Below are 20,191 nucleotides of genomic sequence, written 5' to 3'. Positions count from 1 at the left end.
CAGGCGGTCGAAGATGAAGTTAGCAGGAATGACGCGCCGCGGTGCGCTGTTGGGGACGCTGGGCCTGGGGCTGGTGGCTCCGGCAGTGCGTGCAGCCGAGCGCATGGCGCGGGCACTGGACCAGCCGGCCGTGCGGGTGGCGCGGCCCACGCAGGCGGTGCTGCAGGCGGTCGTGCGCGCAGGAAACAGCAAGCGCCTGGTGGCCGCCGGCGAGCGCGGCCTGGTGATCTATTCGGACGATGCCGGCCAGAGCTGGACCCAGGCGCGGGTGCCGGTCGGCTGCACGCTGACGGCGCTGCGCTTCGCCGATGCCCGGCGCGGCTGGGCGGTCGGCAACATGGGCGTTGTGCTGCAGACCGAGGACGGCGGTGCGAACTGGTCCAAGCGCCTGGACGGCCACACCGCGGCGGCACTGGCCTTGCAGGCCGCGCGTGCGCAGCTCGAAAGCAGCAAGGAGGGCAGCGATGCGGCGGCGCGAGCCGGCGCGCTGGTCGAGGACGCCACGCGCCTCGTGGCCGAGGGTGCGGACAAGCCGCTTCTGGACCTGGCGCAGCGCGCCGACGGCACGCTGCTGGCCGTGGGCGCTTACGGCCTGGCCTTCACCAGCGGCGACGGCGGGCGCGGCTGGCAGTCGCAGATGGATCGCCTGCCCAATCCCGACGGCCTGAGCTACTACGGTGTGGTCGAGCGCCGTGGCGAGACGCTGCTGTTCGGCGAGCAGGGCCTGCTGCTGCGCTCGGCGTCGCCCGGTGATCCGTTCACGGCACAGGCCTCGCCGGCCAACGGCAGTTTGTTCGGCGCGCTGGCGTTGCGCGAGGGCCCGTTGCTGCTGTTGGGCCTGCGCGGCAGGGTCTGGCGCAGCGCGGAACCGGGCGAGGCCTGGAGCGCCTTGCAGACCTCGGTCGAAGCCTCCTTGATCGCCGGCACCCAGCTGGCCGACGGTACCGTGCTGCTGGCCGGCGCCGCGGGTCAGCTGCTGCAAAGCCGCGACGGCGGCCAGCACTTCCGGCCCGTGGCGCTGACGCAGCGCTTCCCGTTCACCGGCCTGGCCCAGGCCGACGATGGCGCGCTGCTGCTGGTCGGCATGCGCGGCCTGCTGCGGCTCACGCCCGCCGACCTGAAGGCCGCCCACCCGGGCGGTCATTCATACCCCTCCGGTCCTCCTGAAAGAAAGCCCACCGTATGAGCGTGGCGCCGCCATTCGACCCCAGCTCCGGCAGCCGCCTGGAGCGCCTGGTATTCAACCACCGTGCGCCGGTAATGCTGCTGTGCCTCGTGCTGACCTTGCTGCTGGGCTGGCAGGCCACGCGCATCGCGCCCAATGCCAGCTTCGAGGGGATGCTGCCGCTTTCGCATCCCTATTTGCAGAACTACCTGGCCGAGCGCAAGAAGATCGTCTCGCAGGCCAACAGCCTGCGCATCGTGCTCGAGCGCCGCGACGGCGGCAGCATCCTCGATGCCGACTACCTGGCCCGCCTGCGCGCCCTGAACGATGAACTGTTCCTGCTGCCCGGCGTCGTGCGCAGCCAGATGAAGTCCTTGTGGACGCCGTCCACCCGCTGGACGGCGGTGACCGAGAGCGGCTTCGAGGGCGGCACCGTGATGCCCGACAGCTACGACGGCTCGCCGGCGGCGCTGGCGCGGGTGCGCCTGAACATCGAGCGCTCCGGCGAGGTCGGCCAACTGGTGGCGCGCGACTACCAGTCCAGCGCACTGATCGTGCCGCTGGCCGAGCGCGACCCCGAGACCGGCCAGCCGCTGGACTATGCGCAGCTGTCCCGGCGCCTGGAGGAGTTGCGCGCGAAATACGACGACGACAAGCTGGCGCTGCGCATCACCGGTTTCGCCAAGGTGGCCGGCGACCTGATCGAGGGCCTCGGCGAAGTGCTGCTGTTCTTCGCGCTGGCGGCAACGATCGCCACCGCCGCGGTGCTGTGGTACACGCGCTGCCTGCGCAGCACCTTGCTCGTGATGCTGTGCTCGCTGGTCGCCGTGGTCTGGCAACTCGGCCTGCTGCCGCTGCTGGGCTTCGCGTTGGATCCGTACGCGGTGCTGGTGCCCTTCCTGGTGTTCGCCATCGGCATGAGCCACGGGGCGCAGAAGATGAACGGCATCATGCAGGACATCGGCCGCGGCATGCACCGGCTGGTCGCCGCACGCTACACGTTCCGGCGCCTGTTCATCGCCGGCTTTACCGCACTGGCCTGCGACGCCGTCGGCTTCGCCGTGCTGCTGCTGATCGACATCCAGTCGATCCGCCAGCTTGCCGTCATCGCCAGCCTGGGGGTCGCGATCCTGGTGTTCACCAACCTCATCCTGCTGCCGGTGCTCTTGAGCTTCACCGGCGTCAGCCCGGTGGCGGCGCGCCGCGCCGTGAAGGACGAGCCCGGCGCCCAGCGCGCCGGGGCCTGGCTGTGGGAGCTGCTGTGCCGCTTCACCGACCGGCGCTGGGCCTGGGCGGCGATCGCCGGTGCCGCCGTGCTGGCGGCATGGGGGCTGCACCAGGGCCGGCTGCTGCAGGTCGGCGACCTCGACGCCGGCGCTCCGGAGCTGCGCCCGGACTCGCGCTACAACCGCGACAACGCCTACCTGACCACGCATTACGCGACCAGCAGCGACGTGCTGGTGGTTCTGGTGCGCACCAAGGAGCAGGGCGCGATGGCGCACGCCGCGCTGGAACGCGTCGACGAGCTGGAATGGGAACTGCGCCAGCTCGCTGGCGTCGAGGGCACGCAGTCGCTGGCCTCGCTGGCGCGCCAGACCGCGGTGGCGATGAATGAGGGCAACCCGCGCTGGTACGAGCTGCAGCCGAACCAGGGTGCGCTGAACACCGCCGGCTCGCGTGCGCCGCGCCAGCTGGTCGACGCCGGTTTCTCGCTGTTGCAGCTGCAGGTCTACCTGGCCGACCACAAGGCCGAAACCTTGCGCCGGGTCAGCGCCGCGGTGGAGGACTTTGCCAGGCGCAACGACGGGGAGGACCTCCACATCCTGCTGGCTGCCGGCAACGCCGGCTTCGAGGCCGCCACCAATGCTGTGGTCGAGAAGGCCAACCGCCGGATCCTGCTGCTGGTCTACGCGGCCGTCGCCTTGCTGAGCTACCTGACCTTCCGCAGTTGGCGTGCCGCCGCCTGCGCCATCGTCCCGCTGGCCGTCACCTCGGTGCTGGCGGAGGCGCTGATGGTGCAACTGGGCATCGGGCTGAAGGTCGCCACCTTGCCCGTGGTGGCGCTGGGGGTGGGCATCGGCGTGGACTACGCGCTCTATGTGCTGAGCATCATCCTGGCCCAGCTGCGCCAGGGCGTGCCACTGCGCGCGGCCTATCGGCAGTCGCTGCTGTTCACTGGACGGGTCGTGATGCTGACGGGCGTCACACTGGCCCTGGGCGTGGCGACCTGGGCGCTGTCGCCGATCAAGTTCCAGGCTGACATGGGCTTGCTGCTGGCCTTCATGTTCGTGGTCAACATGGTCGGTGCCTTGGTGCTGCTGCCGGCGCTGGCGCACTTTCTGCTCAAGCCCGCGGCGATGCGCAGCTGACGCAGGCGAAACCGAATCGGAAAAAGCATTGGTCCGCCGGAGTCTTTGACCAGGTGCGGGGCATCGCACCTGGCATTGAAGCCGCGGGCCGACGGATTCACAGGAAAGTGCAAGCGAATCTGCTTTTTGTAGATGGGCGTTCGGACGGGCGACGCATAACCTTCAGCCTGTCAATGAAAACATGTCCTGTCGCTGCGGCCGCAGCCCCTGGCAGCCGGCCACAGGACGCTCACCGGAGACGCACGTTTTGTCCAAGAAAGTCCGCCTGAAGATTGCCATCGCCGAACACCCGCATACCTCGGCGATCCGCAAAGGCACCATTCCCATCGAGGGCGTGGATCCCGAATTCATCACCGTCCAGCCGCAGATCGGCGCGTTCCGCCGCATGGTGCGTGACGTCGAGTTCGACGTGTGCGAGCTGGCGCCGACCACCTACATCATCGCCCGCGCCTACGGCGCGCCCTTCGTCGCGCTGCCCATCTTCGTGGTGCGCCGCTTCCACCATGCCGGCCTGCTGGTGCGCCCCGATGCCGGCATCAGGACGCCGAAGGACCTGGAAGGCAAGAAGGTGGGCGTGCGCGCCTACTCGGTGACCACCGGCGTGTGGACGCGCCAGGTGCTGATCGACGAATTCGGCCTGGACTCCTCCAAGGTGACCTGGGTGGTCGATGACGAGGAGCACGTCAAGCAGCTGAAGCTGCCGGGCAATGTCGTCCACGCACCCGAAGGAAGCTCGCTGGCCGACATGATGGCCAGCGGCGAACTGTCCGCCGGTTTTGCCGCGGCTGCCGGCATCGGCCGCACCGGCGCGCCCACGGGCGGCTGGAAGGAGGTCGATGCGGACTACCCCGATCTGCTGCCGAACGCCGCGGAGCTGGAAGCCGGCTACTACGCGCGCACCGGCATCTACCCGATGCACGGCACCATCGTGGTCAAGGACTCGGTGCTCTCCGAGCATCCCTGGATCGCGAAGTCGATCTACGACGCCTTCGCCCAGGCCAAGCAGGAATGGCTGGCCCGGCTCGACGCGGGCGAGGCCAACAGCGCCGGCGACAAGAAGTACCTGGAGCTGCGCAAGATCGTCGGCCACGATCCGCTGCCCTATGGGCTGAAGGAAAACCTGAAGACCATCGAGGCGCTCGAAGCCACCGCCTTCAAGCAGGGGCTGACGCCGCGCCGCATGTCCCTCCGCGAGCTGTTCGTGGATCCCCAGGCCTGACCCCGCGAACGGATTGCCAGCATGATCATCGATTGCCACGGTCACTTCACGACCGTCCCCGCGTCCTTCCGCAACTGGCGGGCCAAGCAGGTCGAGTCCGCGAACGACCCGGCCAGCGCGCCGCCGCGCGCCGGAGCCCATGTCACCGACGACGAGATCCGCGAAGGCGTCGGCAACGGCCAACTGCGGCTGCAAAAGGAGCGGGGCAGCGACCTGACGCTCTTCTCGCCGATCGCCGGCCTCATGAGCCACCACCTGGGCAACGAGCGCACCAGCCTCGAGTGGGCCGAGGTGTCGAACGACCTGGTGCGGCGCGTCTGCGACCTCTACCCGGACAACTTCGTGCCGGTGTGCCAGCTGCCGCAGTCGCCGCTGGCGCCGCCGAAGAACTCGATCCCCGAGCTGCGCCGCTGCGTCGAGGAGATGGGCTTCGTCGGCTGCAACCTGAACCCGGACCCCACCGGCGGCTACTGGACAGGCAAGCCGATGACCGATCGCGAGTGGTATCCGCTGTACGAGGCGCTGTGCGACCTCGAAGTGCCGGCGATGATCCATGTGGCGGCCTCCTGCAACCCCTGCTTCCACGGCACCGGCGCGCACTACCTGAATGCCGACACCTCGGTATTCATGCAGCTGCTGCAACGCGACCTGTTCAAGGATTTCCCGACGCTGCGCTTGGTCATCCCGCACGGCGGCGGCGCGGTGCCTTACCACTGGGGCCGCTACCGCGGCATGTCGCTGGAGATCGCCAACCGCCCCCTGGAAGGGCTGCTGGACAACATCTTCTTCGACACCTGCGTGTACCACCACCCGGGCGTGGAACTGCTGACCAAGGTCGTTCCCACCAGCAACGTGCTGTTCGGCTCCGAGATGATCGGCGCGGTGCGCGGCCGCGACCCCAACACCGGCGAGTACTTCGACGACACCAAGCGCTACCTCGATGCCTGTGGGGCGCTCTCGGATGCCGACCGCCGCGCCATTTTCGAAGGCAATGCGCGGCGCGTCTATCCGCGCCTGGACGCGCAACTGCAGGCCAAGGGGAAATAAGAACATGGACATCATCGACATCCACCCCCACATCATCTCGGACGATGAGAAGCGCTACCCGCCGGCGCCCTTGTTCGGCAAGCGCTCGGACTGGTCGCAGGAGCGTCCCAGCACCGTCGAGGCCCTGATCGCCGCCATGGACGCGGCGGGCGTGGCCAAGGCCGCCGTCGTGCACTCGTCCACCACCTACGGCTTCGACAATTCCTATGTCGTCGACGGTTGCAACCAGTACAAGGACCGGCTGGTGGCGGTCGGATCGGTCGACATGCTGGCTGACGACGTCGCCGCCACCGTCCGCGGCTGGGCCGGCAAGGGCCTGGCGGGCCTGCGCATCTTCACCGGCGGCTCCACCAAGGATTTCGATCCCAGCGAGCTGGACAACCCCCAGTCCTTCAAGGCCTGGGACGCACTGGCCGAACTGGGCCTGCCCATGTGCATCCAGACGGGACCGATCGGCTTGCCCCAAGTCACCCTGCTGGCCAGGAAGTTCCCCTCCGTGAACATCATTCTCGACCACCTCGGCCGACCCGAGGTGCTCGACGGCCCGCCGTATGCGAACGCGGCCAGCCTGTTTGCGCTGGCGGATATTCCCAACATCTACATGAAGCTCACGCCACGCATCTTCGGCGATGTGAGGAAGGAGAAGGCCAGCGCCGAAACCTTCTTCCCGCGCGTGGTGGCGGCCTTCGGCGCGCGGCGCCTGGCCTGGGGCTCCAATTTCCCGACCTCGCCCGGGACGCTGGAGGAAATCCTCTCGACCGCCCAGGCCGGACTGGCCTGCCTTGACGAGGAAGATCGCGCCTGGATCTTCGGAAAGACCGCGCAGCAGCTCTACCCGGGGCTGGCCTGAGCCAGTGAAGGAGAAAGAACGATGGAGACAAGTACATCGAAAAGCCCAGGCGCCACGCCCGTCTGGGGCATCCTCGCGCTCCTCACGGTCGGCCTGCTGATCTCCTTCATCGACCGCACCAGTCTGTCCTCCGCGCTGGCGGACAAGAACTTCGTGGCCGAGTTCGCGCTGACCAGCGTCGACCGAGGCTGGCTCAACTCGGCCTTCTTCTGGTCCTACGGCCTCATGCAGCTGCCGATGGGCTGGGTCGTCGACCGGTATGGCGTGAAGTGGCCTTACGCGATCTGCTTCTTCCTGTGGTGCCTGGCCACGGCGCTCACCGGCATGGTCACCGCGCTGGCGGGCCTGATCCTCATGCGGCTGATCGTGGGCGCGGCCGAGGCCATCGTGATCCCGGCCAGCTACCGCTGGATCGGCAACAACATGGGCGAGAACCACAAGGGCCTGGCCGCGGGAATCCTGTCGATGGGCGGCAAGTTCGGCCCCGCCATCGGTGCGCCCATCGCCGCCTGGCTGATCGTGAGCTACTCCTGGAAGCTGATGTTCGTCGCCACCGGCCTGCTGGGGCTGATGTGGCTGCTGCCGTGGCTCATGTTGGCCCGCAACGACCTACCCGGCAAGACGGAACTGGCGCTCTCCAAGACGCGGGCGTCCTCGGTGTCGCTGGGCAGCATCCTCAAGAGCCCCGTCATCTGGGGCGCGATGATCAACAACTTCTGCTACGGCTACTTCACGTTCTATTGCATGACGTGGATGCCGGCCTACCTGGTCGAGCAGCGCGGCCTTTCGCTGGGCAAGTCGGGCCTGTACACCTTCTTCAGCTTCGCGGGCATCGCCATCGTCGCAACGGCCGCGGGCTGGCTCGCCGACCGGATCATCGAGCGCGGCCGCGACGCGGTGTTCGTGCGCAAGGCCTTCGTCATCGCGGGCTTCATCGGCGGCAGCACCGTGCTGCTCGGCGCCCACGCGACGACGCTGGAGGGCGCGCTGTTCTGGAACGTGTGCTCGCTCACGCTGCTGGGCCTGGCCACGGCGAACAACCTGGCGCTGTGCAAGCTGACGCTGATCCCCAGGCAGGCGATCGGCCTGGCCACCGGCGTCCAGCAACTGGCCACCAGCCTGGCGGGCGGCGTATCCGCCAGCCTGTCCGGCTGGCTCCTCCATGTCAGCGGCAGCTACGACCTGCCGATGAAGGTGATCGTCATCTTCCTCCTGATCGGCGCCACCAACACGGCCATCCTGCTGCGGCCCAAGTGGTCGCCCAAGGTGGCGGCCGCCTGACCGTCGTCAGTTGACGAATCGAATCTCAGAACAACAGAACAACAGAACAGACATGGCAAAAATCGTATTCGGGATGGCGGTGCCACACAGCGGGATGCTGGGGCAGGCGCCGGAGGACTGGCTGAAGAACGGCGAGCGCGATCGCAACAACCCGGCACTGTGGTTCCGCAACCGGACCTGGACCTATCCGGAACTGGAGGCGCACCGCGGCGGCGCGTTCGAGAAGTACCTGACCCTGGAGGAACGAACGGCACGCGCCGCGCGCTGCCGCAAGGCGCTGGACGAGATGGCGGCGGCATACCGCCGCGCCAAGGTCGACGTCGCGATCATCCTGGGCAAGGACCAGAAGGAAATCTTCACCGACCTGTCGCCTTCCATCGCGATCTACTCGGGCGAGGAAGTGCACAACGGCCCGCCGCAGCGCTCCGTCTATGCGCCGGACCATCACGTGGTGCACAAGTGCCATCCGAAGCTCGCCACTTACCTGGTCGAGACTTTCCAGAACAAGGGCTTTGACATCTGCGACCTGATCGCCTGGCCCGAGAACGTATGGATGGAGCAGCAGCTCAAGCAGAAAGCCGACTACCCCGTCGTGCCGCACGCCTACAGCTTCGTCTACCACCAGATCATGGGCGACAACCCGCCGCCCCATGTGCCGGTGCTGATGAACCTCTTCTACCCGCCGACGCAGCCGTCGATGGCGCGTTGCATCGAGTTCGGCCGCGTGCTGCGCGACGCCATCGCGGCCTGGCCCGAGGACGTGCGCGTGGCCGTCATCGCCTCCGGCGGCCTCTCGCACTTCGTCAACGACGAGGAGTTCGACCGCGACATCATGCGGCGGCTGGCGAGCTACGACTACGAGGGACTGTCGGCCATCCCGAACGGCTACTACCAGTCGGGCACCTCGGAGATCAAGATCTATTCGACCGTGATGATGGCCCTGCAGCACACCGGGGCCCAGATGACGCTGGTCGACTACGTGCCCTGCTGGCGCACCCCTGCCGGCACCGGCGAGGGCATGGGCTTCATGTACTGGGACGCCGCGTCCTGACCCCCATTTGAATCGAAAGAACCCCCCATGAGCGACACCCGCCTGAACAGCATCATCCGCGCCTTCGAAGCCGGCAAGCCGGCCTTTGCGGCCTTTTCCAAACTCGACAAGCAGACCGCCATCGACATGAGCGACTCGCCCTACGACGGCCTCGTGTTCGAGATGGAGCACAACCCCTACGACGTGTCCGCGCTCGGTGATGCGCTGCAGTACCTGCTCAATCGCAAGCAGATCGCCGAGTCGGGTTCGGTCGCGCCGCGCGTCACCCCCATCGCCCGCATTCCGGCCAACGGCGTGGAGATGAACCAGGCCTTTGCCAAGCAGGTGCTGGACCGCGGCGTCTACGGCGTGCTGTGGCCGCATGTGTCCACCGTGGAGCAGGCGTACAACGCGGTCGCGTCCTGCCGCTATGCCCGGCCCAGGAACGCTCCGCTGTACGAGCCCAAGGGCGTGCGCGGCGACGGCCCGGCCACGGCCTCGCGCTACTGGGGCCTGAGCATGCAGGACTACTACGCCAAGGCCGACGTCTGGCCGCTGGCGCCGCAAGGTGAAATCCTGGTGGGCTTGATGTGCGAGAGCGTGCAGGCCGTGGAGAACCTGGACGACATCCTCGCCAACGTGCCCGGCATCGGCTTCATCATGATCGGCGAGGGCGACCTCAGCCAGGAGCTGGGCTTCCCGCGCCAGTACGAGCATCCGGAAGTGGCGGATGCCATGCGCAAGATTGTCGAGACCTGCCGCAAGCACGACGTGGTGGTCAGCCATCCGCACGTCAGCGCCAAGAACCACAAGCGTGTGCTGGAAGAAGGCTACCGCCTGCTGGTGTCGGCACCGCAGCGCACCTACGGCGTGGTCGGCCTGGCGCGCGAAGCGGCCACCGCCTACTGAAAGATGAACGGCGCGGAAAGCCTGGTCGCCACGCTGGTCGGCCAGGGCGTTGACATCTGCTTCGCCAATCCCGGCACGTCGGAGATGCATTTCCTGGCGGCGCTGGAGAACCCGGGCATGCGCAGCGTGCTGTGCCTGTTCGAGGGCGTGGCGACGGGCGCGGCCGACGGTTGGTACCGCATGAAGGACAAGCCCGCGGCGACTCTGCTGCACCTCGGGCCGGGCCTGGCCAACGGGCTGGCGAACATCCACAACGCGAAGCGCGCGTCGTCGGGGATGGTCAACATCGTCGGCGAGCACTCGGCCGCGCACCTGAAGTACGACCCGCCGCTGACATCCGACATCGAGGGCCTGGCACGGCCGCTGAGCCACTGGGTGCGCCGCGCCGGTTCGGCGGACGCGATCGCGTGGGATGCCGCGCAGGCGGTGGCCGCGGCGTCCGCGCATCCCGGGCAGGTCGCGACACTGATCCTGCCTGGCGACACCTCGTGGCAGCAGGCCGGCACGCCGGTGCTGCCGACGCCCGCGGCGCCAACGCGCAAGGCACCTGACGCAGCGCGGATCGAACACGTGGCCCGCGTGCTGCGCTCGGGCGAACCGACGCTGATCATCCTGGCCAACAAGGCGACGCGCGGCGCCGCGCTGGCGCGCGCCGGCCGGGTGGCGGCCGCCACCGGTGCGCGGCTGGGCTCGCAGTTCTTCACCGCGCGCATCGAGCGCGGCGCCGGCCGCGTGCCGATCGAGCGCATTCCCTACGCCGTGGCGCAGGCCATCGCCTTCCTGAAAGGGTTCAGGCACATCGTCACCGTCGAGACCAGGGAGCCGGTCGCCTTCTTCAGCTACCCGGACAAGCCGAGCCTGCTGAAGGCCGAAGGCACGCTGGTGCATCCGCTGGTGGAGGCGGACGAGGACAGCGAACTGGCGTTCGACATGCTGCTGGAAGCGCTGGGCGCGACGAACGCGCGGCCGGCGCTGCAGCCGCGCATCGAAACTCCGGTGCCGACGGGCGCGCTCAACCCGGCGAGCGTGGCGCGCGCGCTGGCCGCCGCCCTGCCGGAGCACTGCATCCTGGTCGACGAATCGTTGACCACCGGCCGCGAGTCCATGGGCCTCACGATGGGCGCCTTGCCCCATGACCTGATCAACAACATGGGCGGCTCCATCGGCTACGCGACGCCGGTGGCGACCGGGGCGGCGCTGGCCTGCCCCGACCGCCGCGTGTTCTGCATGGTGGGCGACGGCAGCGCGATGTACACGATCCAGTCGCTGTGGACCCAGGCGCGCGAGGACCTGGACGTCACCACCATCATCTTCGCCAACAACAGCTACGCGATCCTGAAGGCGGAGTACGCCAACATGGGCGCGGGCGTGCCGGGCGCGCGCGCCCTGTCGATGATCGACATCGACCGGCCCCGCATCGACTGGCAGGCGATGGCGAAGAGCATGGGCGTGCCGGCCGTCGCCGTGGACACCGCCGAGGGCTTCCACCGGGCCATGGTCGATTCGACCCGCGAGCCCGGACCCCGCCTGATCGAAGTCAGGCTCTGAATGACCCCCAACACCAAGAGACAAGCAATGCCCACCACAGCAAGCGAAGCGACTGCCCTGCGCACCAACCTGGCCGACTATGCGGTGACGAAGGCGATGAAGGACGGGCGCGTGAAGTCCGACCTCGTGACCCTCGACTTCTGCGGCCCGACGCCGGCGCACAACGGCTTCAAGGCCATGGTGCGCGAGCAGGCTTTCGATGCGGGCGAGCTGGCCATCGTCACCTACCTGCAGGCCAAGGCCTACGGCAAGCCGTACGTGCTGCTGCCCGCGCCGATCTCCGGGCGCTTCCAGCACCACTGCGCCGGCTTCAACGTCGACTTCGGCCACCTGGATCCCAGGGACATCGAGGGCAAGAAGGTCGGCGTGCGGACCTATGCGCAGACCACGGGCCTGTGGATCCGCGGCGTGCTGCGCCACGAGTACGGCGTCGACCTCGACAAGGTGACCTGGATGACGCTGGGCGATGGTCACCTGGCCGAGTACAAGGATCCCGAGAACTGCGTGCGCCTGCCCGCCGCATCCTCCATTCCGGACATGATGCTCGAGGGAGAGCTGGCCGCCGCGCTGCTCGGCGAGGACATGCCCAAGGACCCGCGCGTGCGCACGCTCGTCCCGGACGCGCAGGCCGCGGCCAAGACCTGGTATGCCCGCGCGGGCATCGTGCCGATCAACCACATGTTCGTGGTGCACAAGGATCTCTCGAAGAAGCGGCCGGACGTCGTGCGCGAGATCTACCGGATGATTGCCGAGAGCCGCGCTCTCGCCGAAGGCGTGCCCGCCGTCTTCCCGCCCCTGGGGCTGGAGGCGAACCGCAAGGGGCTGCAGCTGGCGATCGACTGGGCGCTCGACCAGAAGATCATTCCTCACAGGCTGTCGGTTGACGAATTGTTCGACGAGGTCACCGGCAGCCTGGGCTGAGCCTGGGACCGCGCGCGCAGCCACATAATCCGGGGACGCCCATGCATTCCACGATGGCCAGGACCCAGCGCGAATCCCACCTGCAACCGGCCCCTGCCCCGGTTCCGAAAGTCCGCCTGTACGTCGAGAATCCGGAGAAGGAATCCTGGTTCGTCAACGTCGGACACGTCACCCAGGGCGGTCGCCGGCGGACCTTGCCACACGCGCATCCGGCCTACGGGCAGGTGATCTTCGTGCGCAATGGGCGGGGCGTGATGAACCTGGAGGGCCGCAGCGTGCCATTCCAGGCCCCTTGCGCCCTGCTGCTGCCCAACGAGTGCGTGCATGGCCTGGACTACGAAATCGACGTGGACCGGTGGGTCGTGACGATCGAGGACACCTACCTGGCGCAGGTCAACGCCAAGTTGCCCGAGTTCAGCCAGCTGTGGACCGAACCCCGGGTGATCTCGCTCGACTACGACACGGAGGCCGCGACGGAGTTCCACGGCCTGGTGAGCAAGCTGCAGCAGGAGATCCGGTCCCGCATCGTGGGTCACATCGTCGGCACCGAGGCCGTGTTGACTTCGCTGCTGCTGATGCTGGTGCGCGGAACGCGCCTGGACCAGATCGACAAGGAAGGCGCCACCCGCAACGCGATCCGCCTGGCCGACCGCTTCCGCGAACTGGTCCACCAGCACTACCGCGAGAACCTGCGGCTGCAGGACTATGCGTCGATGATGGCGGTCTCCATCGGCCAGCTGCGCACGGCCTGCGTCGCCGCCACCGGCCTCAGCCCCACCAAGCTGATCCACGCACGCCTCATCACCGAGGCCAAGCGCAACCTCATCTTCGGGAACATGTCGATCGAGCAGATCGCCTACGGCCTCGGTTTCATCGACACGGCGTACTTCACGCGCTTCTTCCGCAAGGAAGTAGGCCAGTCCCCCAGTCAGTTCCGCACGGCGGCGCGCGACCAGACCCATCCCGCGATGTGAAGGCGCGCGGGCTGCGCCTGCAAAAAGTGCCAGCGAATCCGCCATTCGTGTAGGGACGTCCCCGCCAAGCTCTCCTATTCTTCCAGCGTCACCGGGCAATATGCTCGCTGGCCATGGAAATGCAGGAACGACACTCGACGCAACCGCTCTGCCGCCGCCCCTGGATCGCGATGGTGCTCGCAGGACTGGCTCTGGTCCTCGGTGGCGCACGGGCGGCCACGGCAGCGGATTGCGGCCAGGCGGACATCGCCTACCTGGGAACGGATGGCAGCCGCATCCGCGCGCTGCGCTTCGACGCCTGCGCCGGCCGGCTGGGCGCGGTCACTCCGGCCGCGGAAGTCGACAAGCCGCGCTGGATCGTTCCCCACGCCAGGCTGCCCCTGGTCTATGCCGCGATTGACGGGAGCGGCAAGGAAGGCCGTGTCATCGCCTACGCGTTCGATCGCGCCAGCGCTGCGTTGACGCGAGTCAACGAGGTGACCGCGGGCGGCGGCGGCACCACGCACCTCTGGCTGGACACCGCCTCGATGACCTTGCTGGCGGCGAACTTCGCCAGCGGTTCCGTCTCCAGCATCGCCGTCAACCAAAACGGAAGCCTTGGCGCACGCCTGGCCACGCTGCAGGCAACGGGGTCCGGGCCCCATCGCCGCCAGGCGAGTGCCCACGCGCATGGCGGCGCGATCGATCCTTCCGGCCGCTACGCGCTGGTCGCCGACATGGGCGCGGACCGCGTGTTCGTCTACGGCTTCGACCGCACGACCGGTGCGCTGTCGCCGGACGACGCTTCTCCTCCCCGGACTTTCGCCACGGTGGCGGGCAGCGGCCCGCGCCGGGCCATTTTCGGCGCGAGCGGTCGCTTCGTGTACGTGCTCAACGAACTGAGCGCGCAGGTCCTGGTGTTGCGCTGGGACCCGCAGGACGGTCGCTTGACGCAGGTGCAGTCGCTGGCCATCTCGAGCCCGGAGTTCCAGGGCAGCAAGAGCGCCTCCGAGATCGCAGTCAGCCGCGATGGCCGTTTCATCTACGTCGCCGACCGGGGCGAAAACGCGCTGCTCGCCTATCGCGTGCATCCCGAGGCCGGGACCTTGAGCCTGCTCCAGCGCCTGCCCAGCGGCGGCGAGGCGCCCTGGGCCTTCGACATCCATCCCTCGGGCAAGTGGATGCTGGTCGCCAACTACCGCAGCAACCGCATGAACCTGTTCGGCATCGACTTGCAGTCCGGAAGGCTGACGGACACCGCGCAGGCCGCGGAATCACCCTCGCCGGTGAGCGTTTCATTCATCCCCTAACAAGACTTCGCAGGAGACAAACAATCGTGGATCGCAGGAAGTTTCTCGGTGGCGCCTCGGCGTCCCTCGTCGCCTTCGGCCAGCAGCCGCTGGCGGTGCTCGCGGCGGAAGAAAGGAAGAAGCAGGGCGTCCTGCTCCTCAACCGCATCGGCCCGGTCGCCTCGCAGATCTACATCGCGAACGCCGACGGGTCCGGCGAGCGCAAGCTGGTCGACAGCGGCACCCTGGACTACAACGCGTCCTTCTCGGCCGACGGCCAGTGGATCGTCTTCACGTCCGAGCGCGATGGCCTGGGCAACTCCAACATCTACCGGGCCCGCGCCGACGGCACGCAGGCCGAACGCCTGACAGACTCGCCCGCGGTGGACGATGCGGCCGTCTTCTCCCCCGACGGCGGCAAGATCGCCTTCGTCAGCACGCGCGATGGCTTTCGCGCCAACATCTGGACGCTCGACCTGCGCACGCGGAAGCTGCGCAACCTGACCGGCGCCAAGGGCGTGCAGGGCCGCTCGGACCTGCCGAACGGCTTCTTCCGCCCGGCCTGGTCGCCGGACGGCCGGTGGATCGCGTTCTCGTCCGACCGCAACACGGAGTGGAAAGGCCATCACGACGGCGCGGGCTGGGAGCACACGCAGGAACTGAGCATCTACGTCATCCGCGCGGACGGCACCGGCTTCCGCCGGGTGGCGAGCCGGCCGGAGCACTGCCTCGGCTCGCCCAAGTGGTCGCCGGACGGCAAGCGGATCTTGTTCTACGAGACCCTGGCCGAGTACACCTACTGGGTGCTGCGTCCGGACCTGCTGCCACAGATCGAATCGCAGATCGTTTCCGTGGACGTCGCCACCGGCCAGCGCACCGTGCACACCAGCGGCCCGGGCATGAAGCTCGGCGCCCAATACATCTCCAACGACGAGATCGTCTACCGTCGCAAGGGCGGGCCGGCAGCGGGCCTGTACTCCACCGCCGCGGGCAAGACGCCGGTCAAGATCGACCGGCTGCGCACGCCCGCATGGTCGCCGGACGGCCGGCAGCTGGTGTACGAGAAGTTCACCTGGGGCGGCTGGAAGCAGGATCAGCCCCTCTACAGCTGGGACGCGGACCGCGAGTACCGCTACACCGACGTGTGGCCCGCCTTCTCGAGGGACGGCATGTTGGTGCTCACCGCGAAGGGCGAGAACTCATCGGTGGACATCATGCGCCCGGACGGTTCCGAGCGGAAACGCATCTACGACGTGGCCCAGAGCGGGCTGGACCCGGTGCTCGTCAAGCGCGGCCTGGCCGGCGCTTTCTTCCCGGTGTGGTCGCCCGACGGCGAATGGGTGGTGTTCGGCCTGGGCAACTGGTTCACCGAGCGCGGCAAGGGCAGCGCGAAGCTGATGCGCGTGCGCCGGGACGGCAGCGGCGCGGAAGTCCTGACCGACGACACTGTCTTCAACGCGGGTTTCCCCAGCTACTCGGCGGACGGCCAGGAGGTCGTCTTCCGCGCCTGGCCCAGGGACGGCCAGGGCTACGACAAGCAGATGGGCCTGCGCGTGCTCAATCTGGAAACGCGCCAGGTGCGCGTGCTGACGACCGGGTACGACAACCTGCCGATCTGGTCGCCGGACGGCGGCCGCATCATGTTCACGCGCGGGGTGAAGAAGGAGGGCAGCAAGTGGTCCAACTTCGACATCTACACCGTGCGCCCGGACGGCACGGACCTGCGCCGCCTGACCACCAGCGAGGCCAGCGACGGCCACGCCGTGTGGACCAACGGCGGCAAGCAGATCCTGTGGAACAGCGCGATCGCGGGCTACCGCGACGAAGCCTGCCTGTACGACCAGACCTTCCAGCCGTACGGACAGCTGTTCATCATGGACGCCGACGGGCGCAACAAGCGGCAGCTGACCGACAGCATCTGGGAAGACTCGACCCCGCAGTACACGCCGCCGGGATCCCGCGGTTGACAGGGACCTAAGAGAGGCGCGCCAGACGCCATGCAACGGCCCTGCGCGTCAGGGCCCCGGAGACAACATGCGCATCGACTTGAAACGCCGCGGCCTGCTGGCCGCCACGGCGGCGGCCGCCGCCATCCTGCCGAGCCGCGGCTGGTCTGCGGGCGAGGACATCGTCGCCGGTCAGATCGGCCCCTTCACCGGCATGCCGGCGCCAGACGCGCGGGAGGTCAACCAGGGCATCCGTGCGGCCTTCGCGCAGATCAACGCGGGTGGCGGCGTGAACGGACGCCGGCTCGCGCTGTTCGAACTGGACGACGGCTACAAGGACGAGGGCTTCGTGCGCCAGTTCGCCGAGGCCATGAAACGCCGCCCGGTCGCGCTGCTGTCGCCGGTGGGCACGCGCTCCATCCAGCGAATGCTCGACGAGAAGTTGCTGGATGCCGCCGACACGCTGGTGCTCAACGCGATTCCCGGTGCCGAGAGCCTGCGCAGCCCGGGCCATCCCAAGCTGTTCCACATCCGTGCGGGCGACCGGCAGCAGGTCGAACGCATCATCCGCCACGCCGTCACGCTGGGCATGACGCAGATGGCCGTGCTGGTCCAGGATGTCCCCATTGGCAAGTCCCAGCTGGCGGCGGCCGTGAAGGCTGCCGAAAGCCTGAACGTGAAGCTCACGACGTTCACGGTTGCCGCGAACGCGGCATCCCTGGCGGAGCCGGCCGCGCGCGCCGCAGCGACGCCGTCGCACAGCGCGTTGGTGTTGGGCAGCCCAAAGTTCGGGGCCGACGCCATCGTGGCGCTGCGCAAGGCGGGCCATGCCAAGTCCGTCTACGCCCTCAGCTACGTGCCGCCGGCCATGGTCATGCAGGCCGCCGAGGGGGCGTCACGCGGCGTCGCGCTGGCGCAGGTGTTCCCCAATCCCAACGGCAGCAAGATGGCGCTGCAGCACCGCTTCCAGGACGCGATGAAGCGCGCCGGGGTAACGGGCCCCTACACCGTGTTCCACCTGGAGGGCTACGTGAACGCGCGGGTGCTGGCGGAGGGGCTGCGCCGCACCCGCGAAGCCGGAGCCGCCGGGCTAGCGCGCGCGCTGCGCGCGATGGGTGACTGCGACCTCGGCGGCTACCACGTCGATTTCTCCAGGGACAACGTGGGCAGCAGCTTCGTTGACATCGCAGTGATCAACGGCGCCGGCCGGCTGGTGTATTGAAGGAAACGCCGTGCGAAAGAAGAACTCCCTGAAGCGCTGGCTCGCTGCACTGGCACTGGCGGCCGTGGGTGGGCTGGCCTGGGCCCAGTCCTACCCGTCCAAGCCCATCCAGTTGGTCGTGGCGTTTGCTCCCGGTGGCACCGGAGACATCGTGGCGCGCATGGTGGCCCAAAAGATGGGTGACAGCCTGGGGCAGCCGGTGGTCGTCGAAAACCGGCCGGTTCCGGTGGCAGCCGTCTCCATGGTGGCGCATGCCAGGCCGGACGGCTACACGCTGCTGATGGCCGGCAGCGGCACCGCGCTCACCTCGGCGCTCTTCACCAAGCTGCCGTATGACCTGATGAAGGACTTCATCCATGTCTCGACCCTCGCGACCTTCGACCTCGCACTGGTCACGGACAGGCAGTCCGGTTTCAATTCGGTGGCAGACATCATTGCCTTCGCCAAGGCCCATCCGGGCAAGCTCAACATCGGCACTGCGCGGACCGGCAGCACCCAGAACCTGGCCGCCGAGATGCTGAAGGCCCGGGCAGGCATCGATGTGGTGATCGTGCCCTTCAAGACGACCAGCGACATGGTCGGCGCGATGCGCGCCAAGGATGTCCATGCCGCCATCGAGATGCTGCCGGCCATCCAGGGACAGATCAGCAGCAAGTCGGTCAAGGCGCTGGCCGTGGCTTCGAGCAAGCGGCACCCTGGGTTGCCGGAGATCCCGACCCTGGCGGAAAGCGGCATGCCCGGCTTCGAGGCGAGTTCGTGGAATGGCATCGCCGTGCCCGCCGGCACGCGGCCCGAGGTGGTCAAGCGTCTGGCGCAGGAGATCGGTAAGGCCATCGAATCGCCGGAGCTGCAGGGCAAGCTGCTGGCGCTGGGCATCGCGGCCAAGGCCAGCACGCCCGAGCAGATGACGCAACGCATGCGCAGCGACATTGCGAAGTGGCGCGCGCTGATCGACAAGGCGGGCATCCCGCGGCAGTAGAGAGAGTCAACACACCATGTTCAGGAACTTCATCGGCGGCGCCTGGCTGGAGGGGCCAGGCGTCGCGCGCAACATCAATCCGTCGGACACCCGCGACCTCGTGGGCGAATATGCGCAGGCAGACGCGGACCAGGCGCGCCAAGCCATCGCGGCGGCCGAAGTCGCCTTCCCGGCGTGGAGTCTCTCCACGCCACAACAGCGCTTCGACATCCTGGATGCCGTGGGCGCCGAGGTTCTGGCGCGCCGGGCCGAACTGGGCGACCTGCTGGCGCGCGAGGAAGGCAAGACCCTGCCTGAGGCCATCGGCGAGGTCGTCCGCGCGGGCAACATCTTCAAGTACTTTGCCGGCGAGGCGCTGCGCCCGGGCGGCGAGGCGATGCCCTCGGTGCGGCCGGGGGTCGGCGTCGAGATCACGCGCGAGCCGCTGGGCGTCGTGGGCATCATCACGCCCTGGAATTTCCCCATCGCCATCCCGGCCTGGAAGATCGCTCCCGCCCTGGCCTACGGCAACTGCGTGGTCTTCAAGCCCGCGGAGCTGGTGCCGGGATCCGCCTGGGCGCTGGCCGAGATCCTGTCGCGCAGCGGCCTGCCGCAGGGCGTGTTCAACCTCGTGATGGGCCGGGGCCAGGAAGTCGGCGCGACGCTGCTGGAAGACCCGCGGGTTGCCGCCATCACATTCACCGGCTCCGTCGCCACCGGGCAGAAGGTCGCGGCGGCCTGCGTCGCCCGCATGGCCAAGTTCCAGCTGGAGATGGGCGGCAAGAACCCGATGATCGTCCTGGACGATGCGGACCTCGACGTGGCGGTGAACTGCGCCGTGAACAGCGGCTTCTTCTCGACCGGGCAGCGCTGCACCGCCTCGTCGCGCCTGATCGTCACCGACGGAATTCACGACCGCTTCATGCTTGCCATGGTCGAGCGCATGAAGTCATTGACCGTGGATGACGCGCGCAAGCCGGGCACCGACATCGGCCCGGTGGTCGATCAAACGCAACTGGAGCGGGACCGCGCGTATGTGGACCTCGCCCAGGCCGAGGGCGGTCGGCTGGTGCTCGGCGGCGAGGCCATCGCGCACAGCGTGGATGGACAGCCCGGCTTCTACATGAGCCCGGCGCTGATCACGGACAGCACCCCCGGGATGCGCATCAACCGCGAGGAAGTCTTCGGTCCCGTGGTCAGCGTGCAGCGTGCCCGGGACTACGAGCACGCGCTGGCGCTGGCCAACGACACGCCCTTCGGCCTGGCCTCCGGCATCGCCACCACATCGTTGAAATACGCCACGCACTTCAAACGACACGCGCAAGCCGGCATGGTGATGGTGAACCTGCCCACGGCCGGGGTCGACTATCACGTGCCCTTTGGCGGCCGCAAGGGATCGAGCTGGGGGGCGCGCGAGCAAGGGCGCCATGCGGCGGAGTTCTATACGACCCTGAAGACGTCGTATACGCACGCCTGAGCGGTCA

16 protein-coding genes are annotated in these 20,191 nt (G+C 68.2%); all 16 read left to right on the top strand.

Features of this window, described 5'->3' with window-relative positions; all coding sequences use genetic code 11:
* Positions 1–13 precede the first annotated feature (13 nt).
* The 16 genes from UC35_RS08110 (at position 14) to UC35_RS08035 (ending at position 20,184) form a co-directional block, all read left to right on the top strand.
* Complete coding sequence (locus UC35_RS08110; RefSeq protein ID WP_227820498.1) at positions 14–1,186, top strand: WD40/YVTN/BNR-like repeat-containing protein; 1,173 nt, start codon at positions 14–16, stop codon at positions 1,184–1,186.
* Entirely contained in the window at positions 1,183–3,534 is a 2,352-nt protein-coding gene (locus UC35_RS08105) for an efflux RND transporter permease subunit (RefSeq protein ID WP_061497881.1), read from the top strand. Before UC35_RS08110 ends, UC35_RS08105 begins: the two co-directional genes overlap by 4 nt.
* A 247-nt stretch (positions 3,535–3,781) precedes the next feature.
* Entirely contained in the window at positions 3,782–4,753 is a 972-nt protein-coding gene (locus UC35_RS08100; RefSeq protein WP_061497879.1) for an ABC transporter substrate-binding protein, read from the top strand.
* A gap of 21 nt (positions 4,754–4,774) precedes the next feature.
* Entirely contained in the window at positions 4,775–5,800 is a 1,026-nt protein-coding gene (locus UC35_RS08095; RefSeq protein WP_061497877.1) for an amidohydrolase family protein, read from the top strand.
* A gap of 4 nt (positions 5,801–5,804) precedes the next feature.
* Positions 5,805–6,650, top strand: a complete 846-nt coding sequence (locus UC35_RS08090; RefSeq protein WP_061497875.1) for an amidohydrolase family protein — start codon at positions 5,805–5,807, stop codon at positions 6,648–6,650.
* Between the two features lie 21 nt (positions 6,651–6,671).
* On the top strand, positions 6,672–7,931 hold the full coding sequence (locus UC35_RS08085) for an MFS transporter (protein ID WP_061497873.1): 1,260 nt from the start codon (positions 6,672–6,674) through the stop codon (positions 7,929–7,931).
* Between the two features lie 52 nt (positions 7,932–7,983).
* Positions 7,984–8,982, top strand: coding sequence for a protocatechuate 3,4-dioxygenase (locus UC35_RS08080; protein ID WP_061497871.1), 999 nt, complete (start codon positions 7,984–7,986; stop codon positions 8,980–8,982).
* A gap of 27 nt (positions 8,983–9,009) precedes the next feature.
* A complete protein-coding gene (locus tag UC35_RS08075) occupies positions 9,010–9,870 on the top strand; it encodes an HpcH/HpaI aldolase family protein (protein WP_061497869.1) in 861 nt (286 codons plus the stop codon).
* 3 nt (positions 9,871–9,873) lie between these two features.
* A complete protein-coding gene (locus UC35_RS08070) occupies positions 9,874–11,418 on the top strand; it encodes an acetolactate synthase large subunit (RefSeq protein WP_061497867.1) in 1,545 nt (514 codons plus the stop codon).
* A 27-nt stretch (positions 11,419–11,445) separates the two neighbouring features.
* A complete protein-coding gene (locus UC35_RS08065; protein WP_061497865.1) occupies positions 11,446–12,339 on the top strand; it encodes a hypothetical protein in 894 nt (297 codons plus the stop codon).
* Between the two features lie 41 nt (positions 12,340–12,380).
* Positions 12,381–13,313, top strand: coding sequence for a helix-turn-helix domain-containing protein (locus UC35_RS08060; RefSeq protein ID WP_227820497.1), 933 nt, complete (start codon positions 12,381–12,383; stop codon positions 13,311–13,313).
* 113 nt (positions 13,314–13,426) lie between these two features.
* Complete coding sequence (locus UC35_RS08055; protein ID WP_227820496.1) at positions 13,427–14,602, top strand: lactonase family protein; 1,176 nt, start codon at positions 13,427–13,429, stop codon at positions 14,600–14,602.
* A gap of 26 nt (positions 14,603–14,628) precedes the next feature.
* Complete coding sequence (locus tag UC35_RS08050; RefSeq protein WP_082792935.1) at positions 14,629–16,548, top strand: PD40 domain-containing protein; 1,920 nt, start codon at positions 14,629–14,631, stop codon at positions 16,546–16,548.
* A gap of 67 nt (positions 16,549–16,615) precedes the next feature.
* Positions 16,616–17,749 carry an ABC transporter substrate-binding protein gene (locus UC35_RS08045; RefSeq protein ID WP_061497863.1) on the top strand — a complete coding sequence of 378 codons (1,134 nt, stop codon included), beginning with the start codon at positions 16,616–16,618 and terminating at the stop codon, positions 17,747–17,749.
* 10 nt (positions 17,750–17,759) lie between these two features.
* On the top strand, positions 17,760–18,728 hold the full coding sequence (locus tag UC35_RS08040) for a Bug family tripartite tricarboxylate transporter substrate binding protein (RefSeq protein WP_061497862.1): 969 nt from the start codon (positions 17,760–17,762) through the stop codon (positions 18,726–18,728).
* A 16-nt stretch (positions 18,729–18,744) separates the two neighbouring features.
* Positions 18,745–20,184, top strand: coding sequence for an aldehyde dehydrogenase family protein (locus UC35_RS08035; protein ID WP_061497857.1), 1,440 nt, complete (start codon positions 18,745–18,747; stop codon positions 20,182–20,184).
* The last annotated feature ends 7 nt before the right edge of the window (positions 20,185–20,191 follow it).

This window comes from Ramlibacter tataouinensis, from assembly GCF_001580455.1.
Lineage (GTDB): Bacteria > Pseudomonadota > Gammaproteobacteria > Burkholderiales > Burkholderiaceae_C > Ramlibacter > Ramlibacter tataouinensis_B.
Note: the sequence above shows the minus strand (reverse complement) of the source record. Positions and strands in the feature narration are given on the sequence as shown.

What these genes read in the sequence shown, in the direction of transcription:
- UC35_RS08055 (WP_227820496.1), top strand. Translation starts at nt 13,427, where the DNA reads ATGGAAATGCAGGAACGACACTCGACGCAACCGCTCTGCCGCCGCCCC.
- UC35_RS08090 (WP_061497875.1), top strand. Translation starts at nt 5,805, where the DNA reads ATGGACATCATCGACATCCACCCCCACATCATCTCGGACGATGAGAAG.
- UC35_RS08075 (WP_061497869.1), top strand. Translation starts at nt 9,010, where the DNA reads ATGAGCGACACCCGCCTGAACAGCATCATCCGCGCCTTCGAAGCCGGC.
- UC35_RS08065 (WP_061497865.1), top strand. Translation starts at nt 11,446, where the DNA reads ATGCCCACCACAGCAAGCGAAGCGACTGCCCTGCGCACCAACCTGGCC.
- UC35_RS08085 (WP_061497873.1), top strand. Translation starts at nt 6,672, where the DNA reads ATGGAGACAAGTACATCGAAAAGCCCAGGCGCCACGCCCGTCTGGGGC.
- UC35_RS08060 (WP_227820497.1), top strand. Translation starts at nt 12,381, where the DNA reads ATGCATTCCACGATGGCCAGGACCCAGCGCGAATCCCACCTGCAACCG.
- UC35_RS08105 (WP_061497881.1), top strand. Translation starts at nt 1,183, where the DNA reads ATGAGCGTGGCGCCGCCATTCGACCCCAGCTCCGGCAGCCGCCTGGAG.
- UC35_RS08095 (WP_061497877.1), top strand. Translation starts at nt 4,775, where the DNA reads ATGATCATCGATTGCCACGGTCACTTCACGACCGTCCCCGCGTCCTTC.
- UC35_RS08110 (WP_227820498.1), top strand. Translation starts at nt 14, where the DNA reads ATGAAGTTAGCAGGAATGACGCGCCGCGGTGCGCTGTTGGGGACGCTG.
- UC35_RS08080 (WP_061497871.1), top strand. Translation starts at nt 7,984, where the DNA reads ATGGCAAAAATCGTATTCGGGATGGCGGTGCCACACAGCGGGATGCTG.
- UC35_RS08035 (WP_061497857.1), top strand. Translation starts at nt 18,745, where the DNA reads ATGTTCAGGAACTTCATCGGCGGCGCCTGGCTGGAGGGGCCAGGCGTC.
- UC35_RS08045 (WP_061497863.1), top strand. Translation starts at nt 16,616, where the DNA reads ATGCGCATCGACTTGAAACGCCGCGGCCTGCTGGCCGCCACGGCGGCG.
- UC35_RS08070 (WP_061497867.1), top strand. Translation starts at nt 9,874, where the DNA reads ATGAACGGCGCGGAAAGCCTGGTCGCCACGCTGGTCGGCCAGGGCGTT.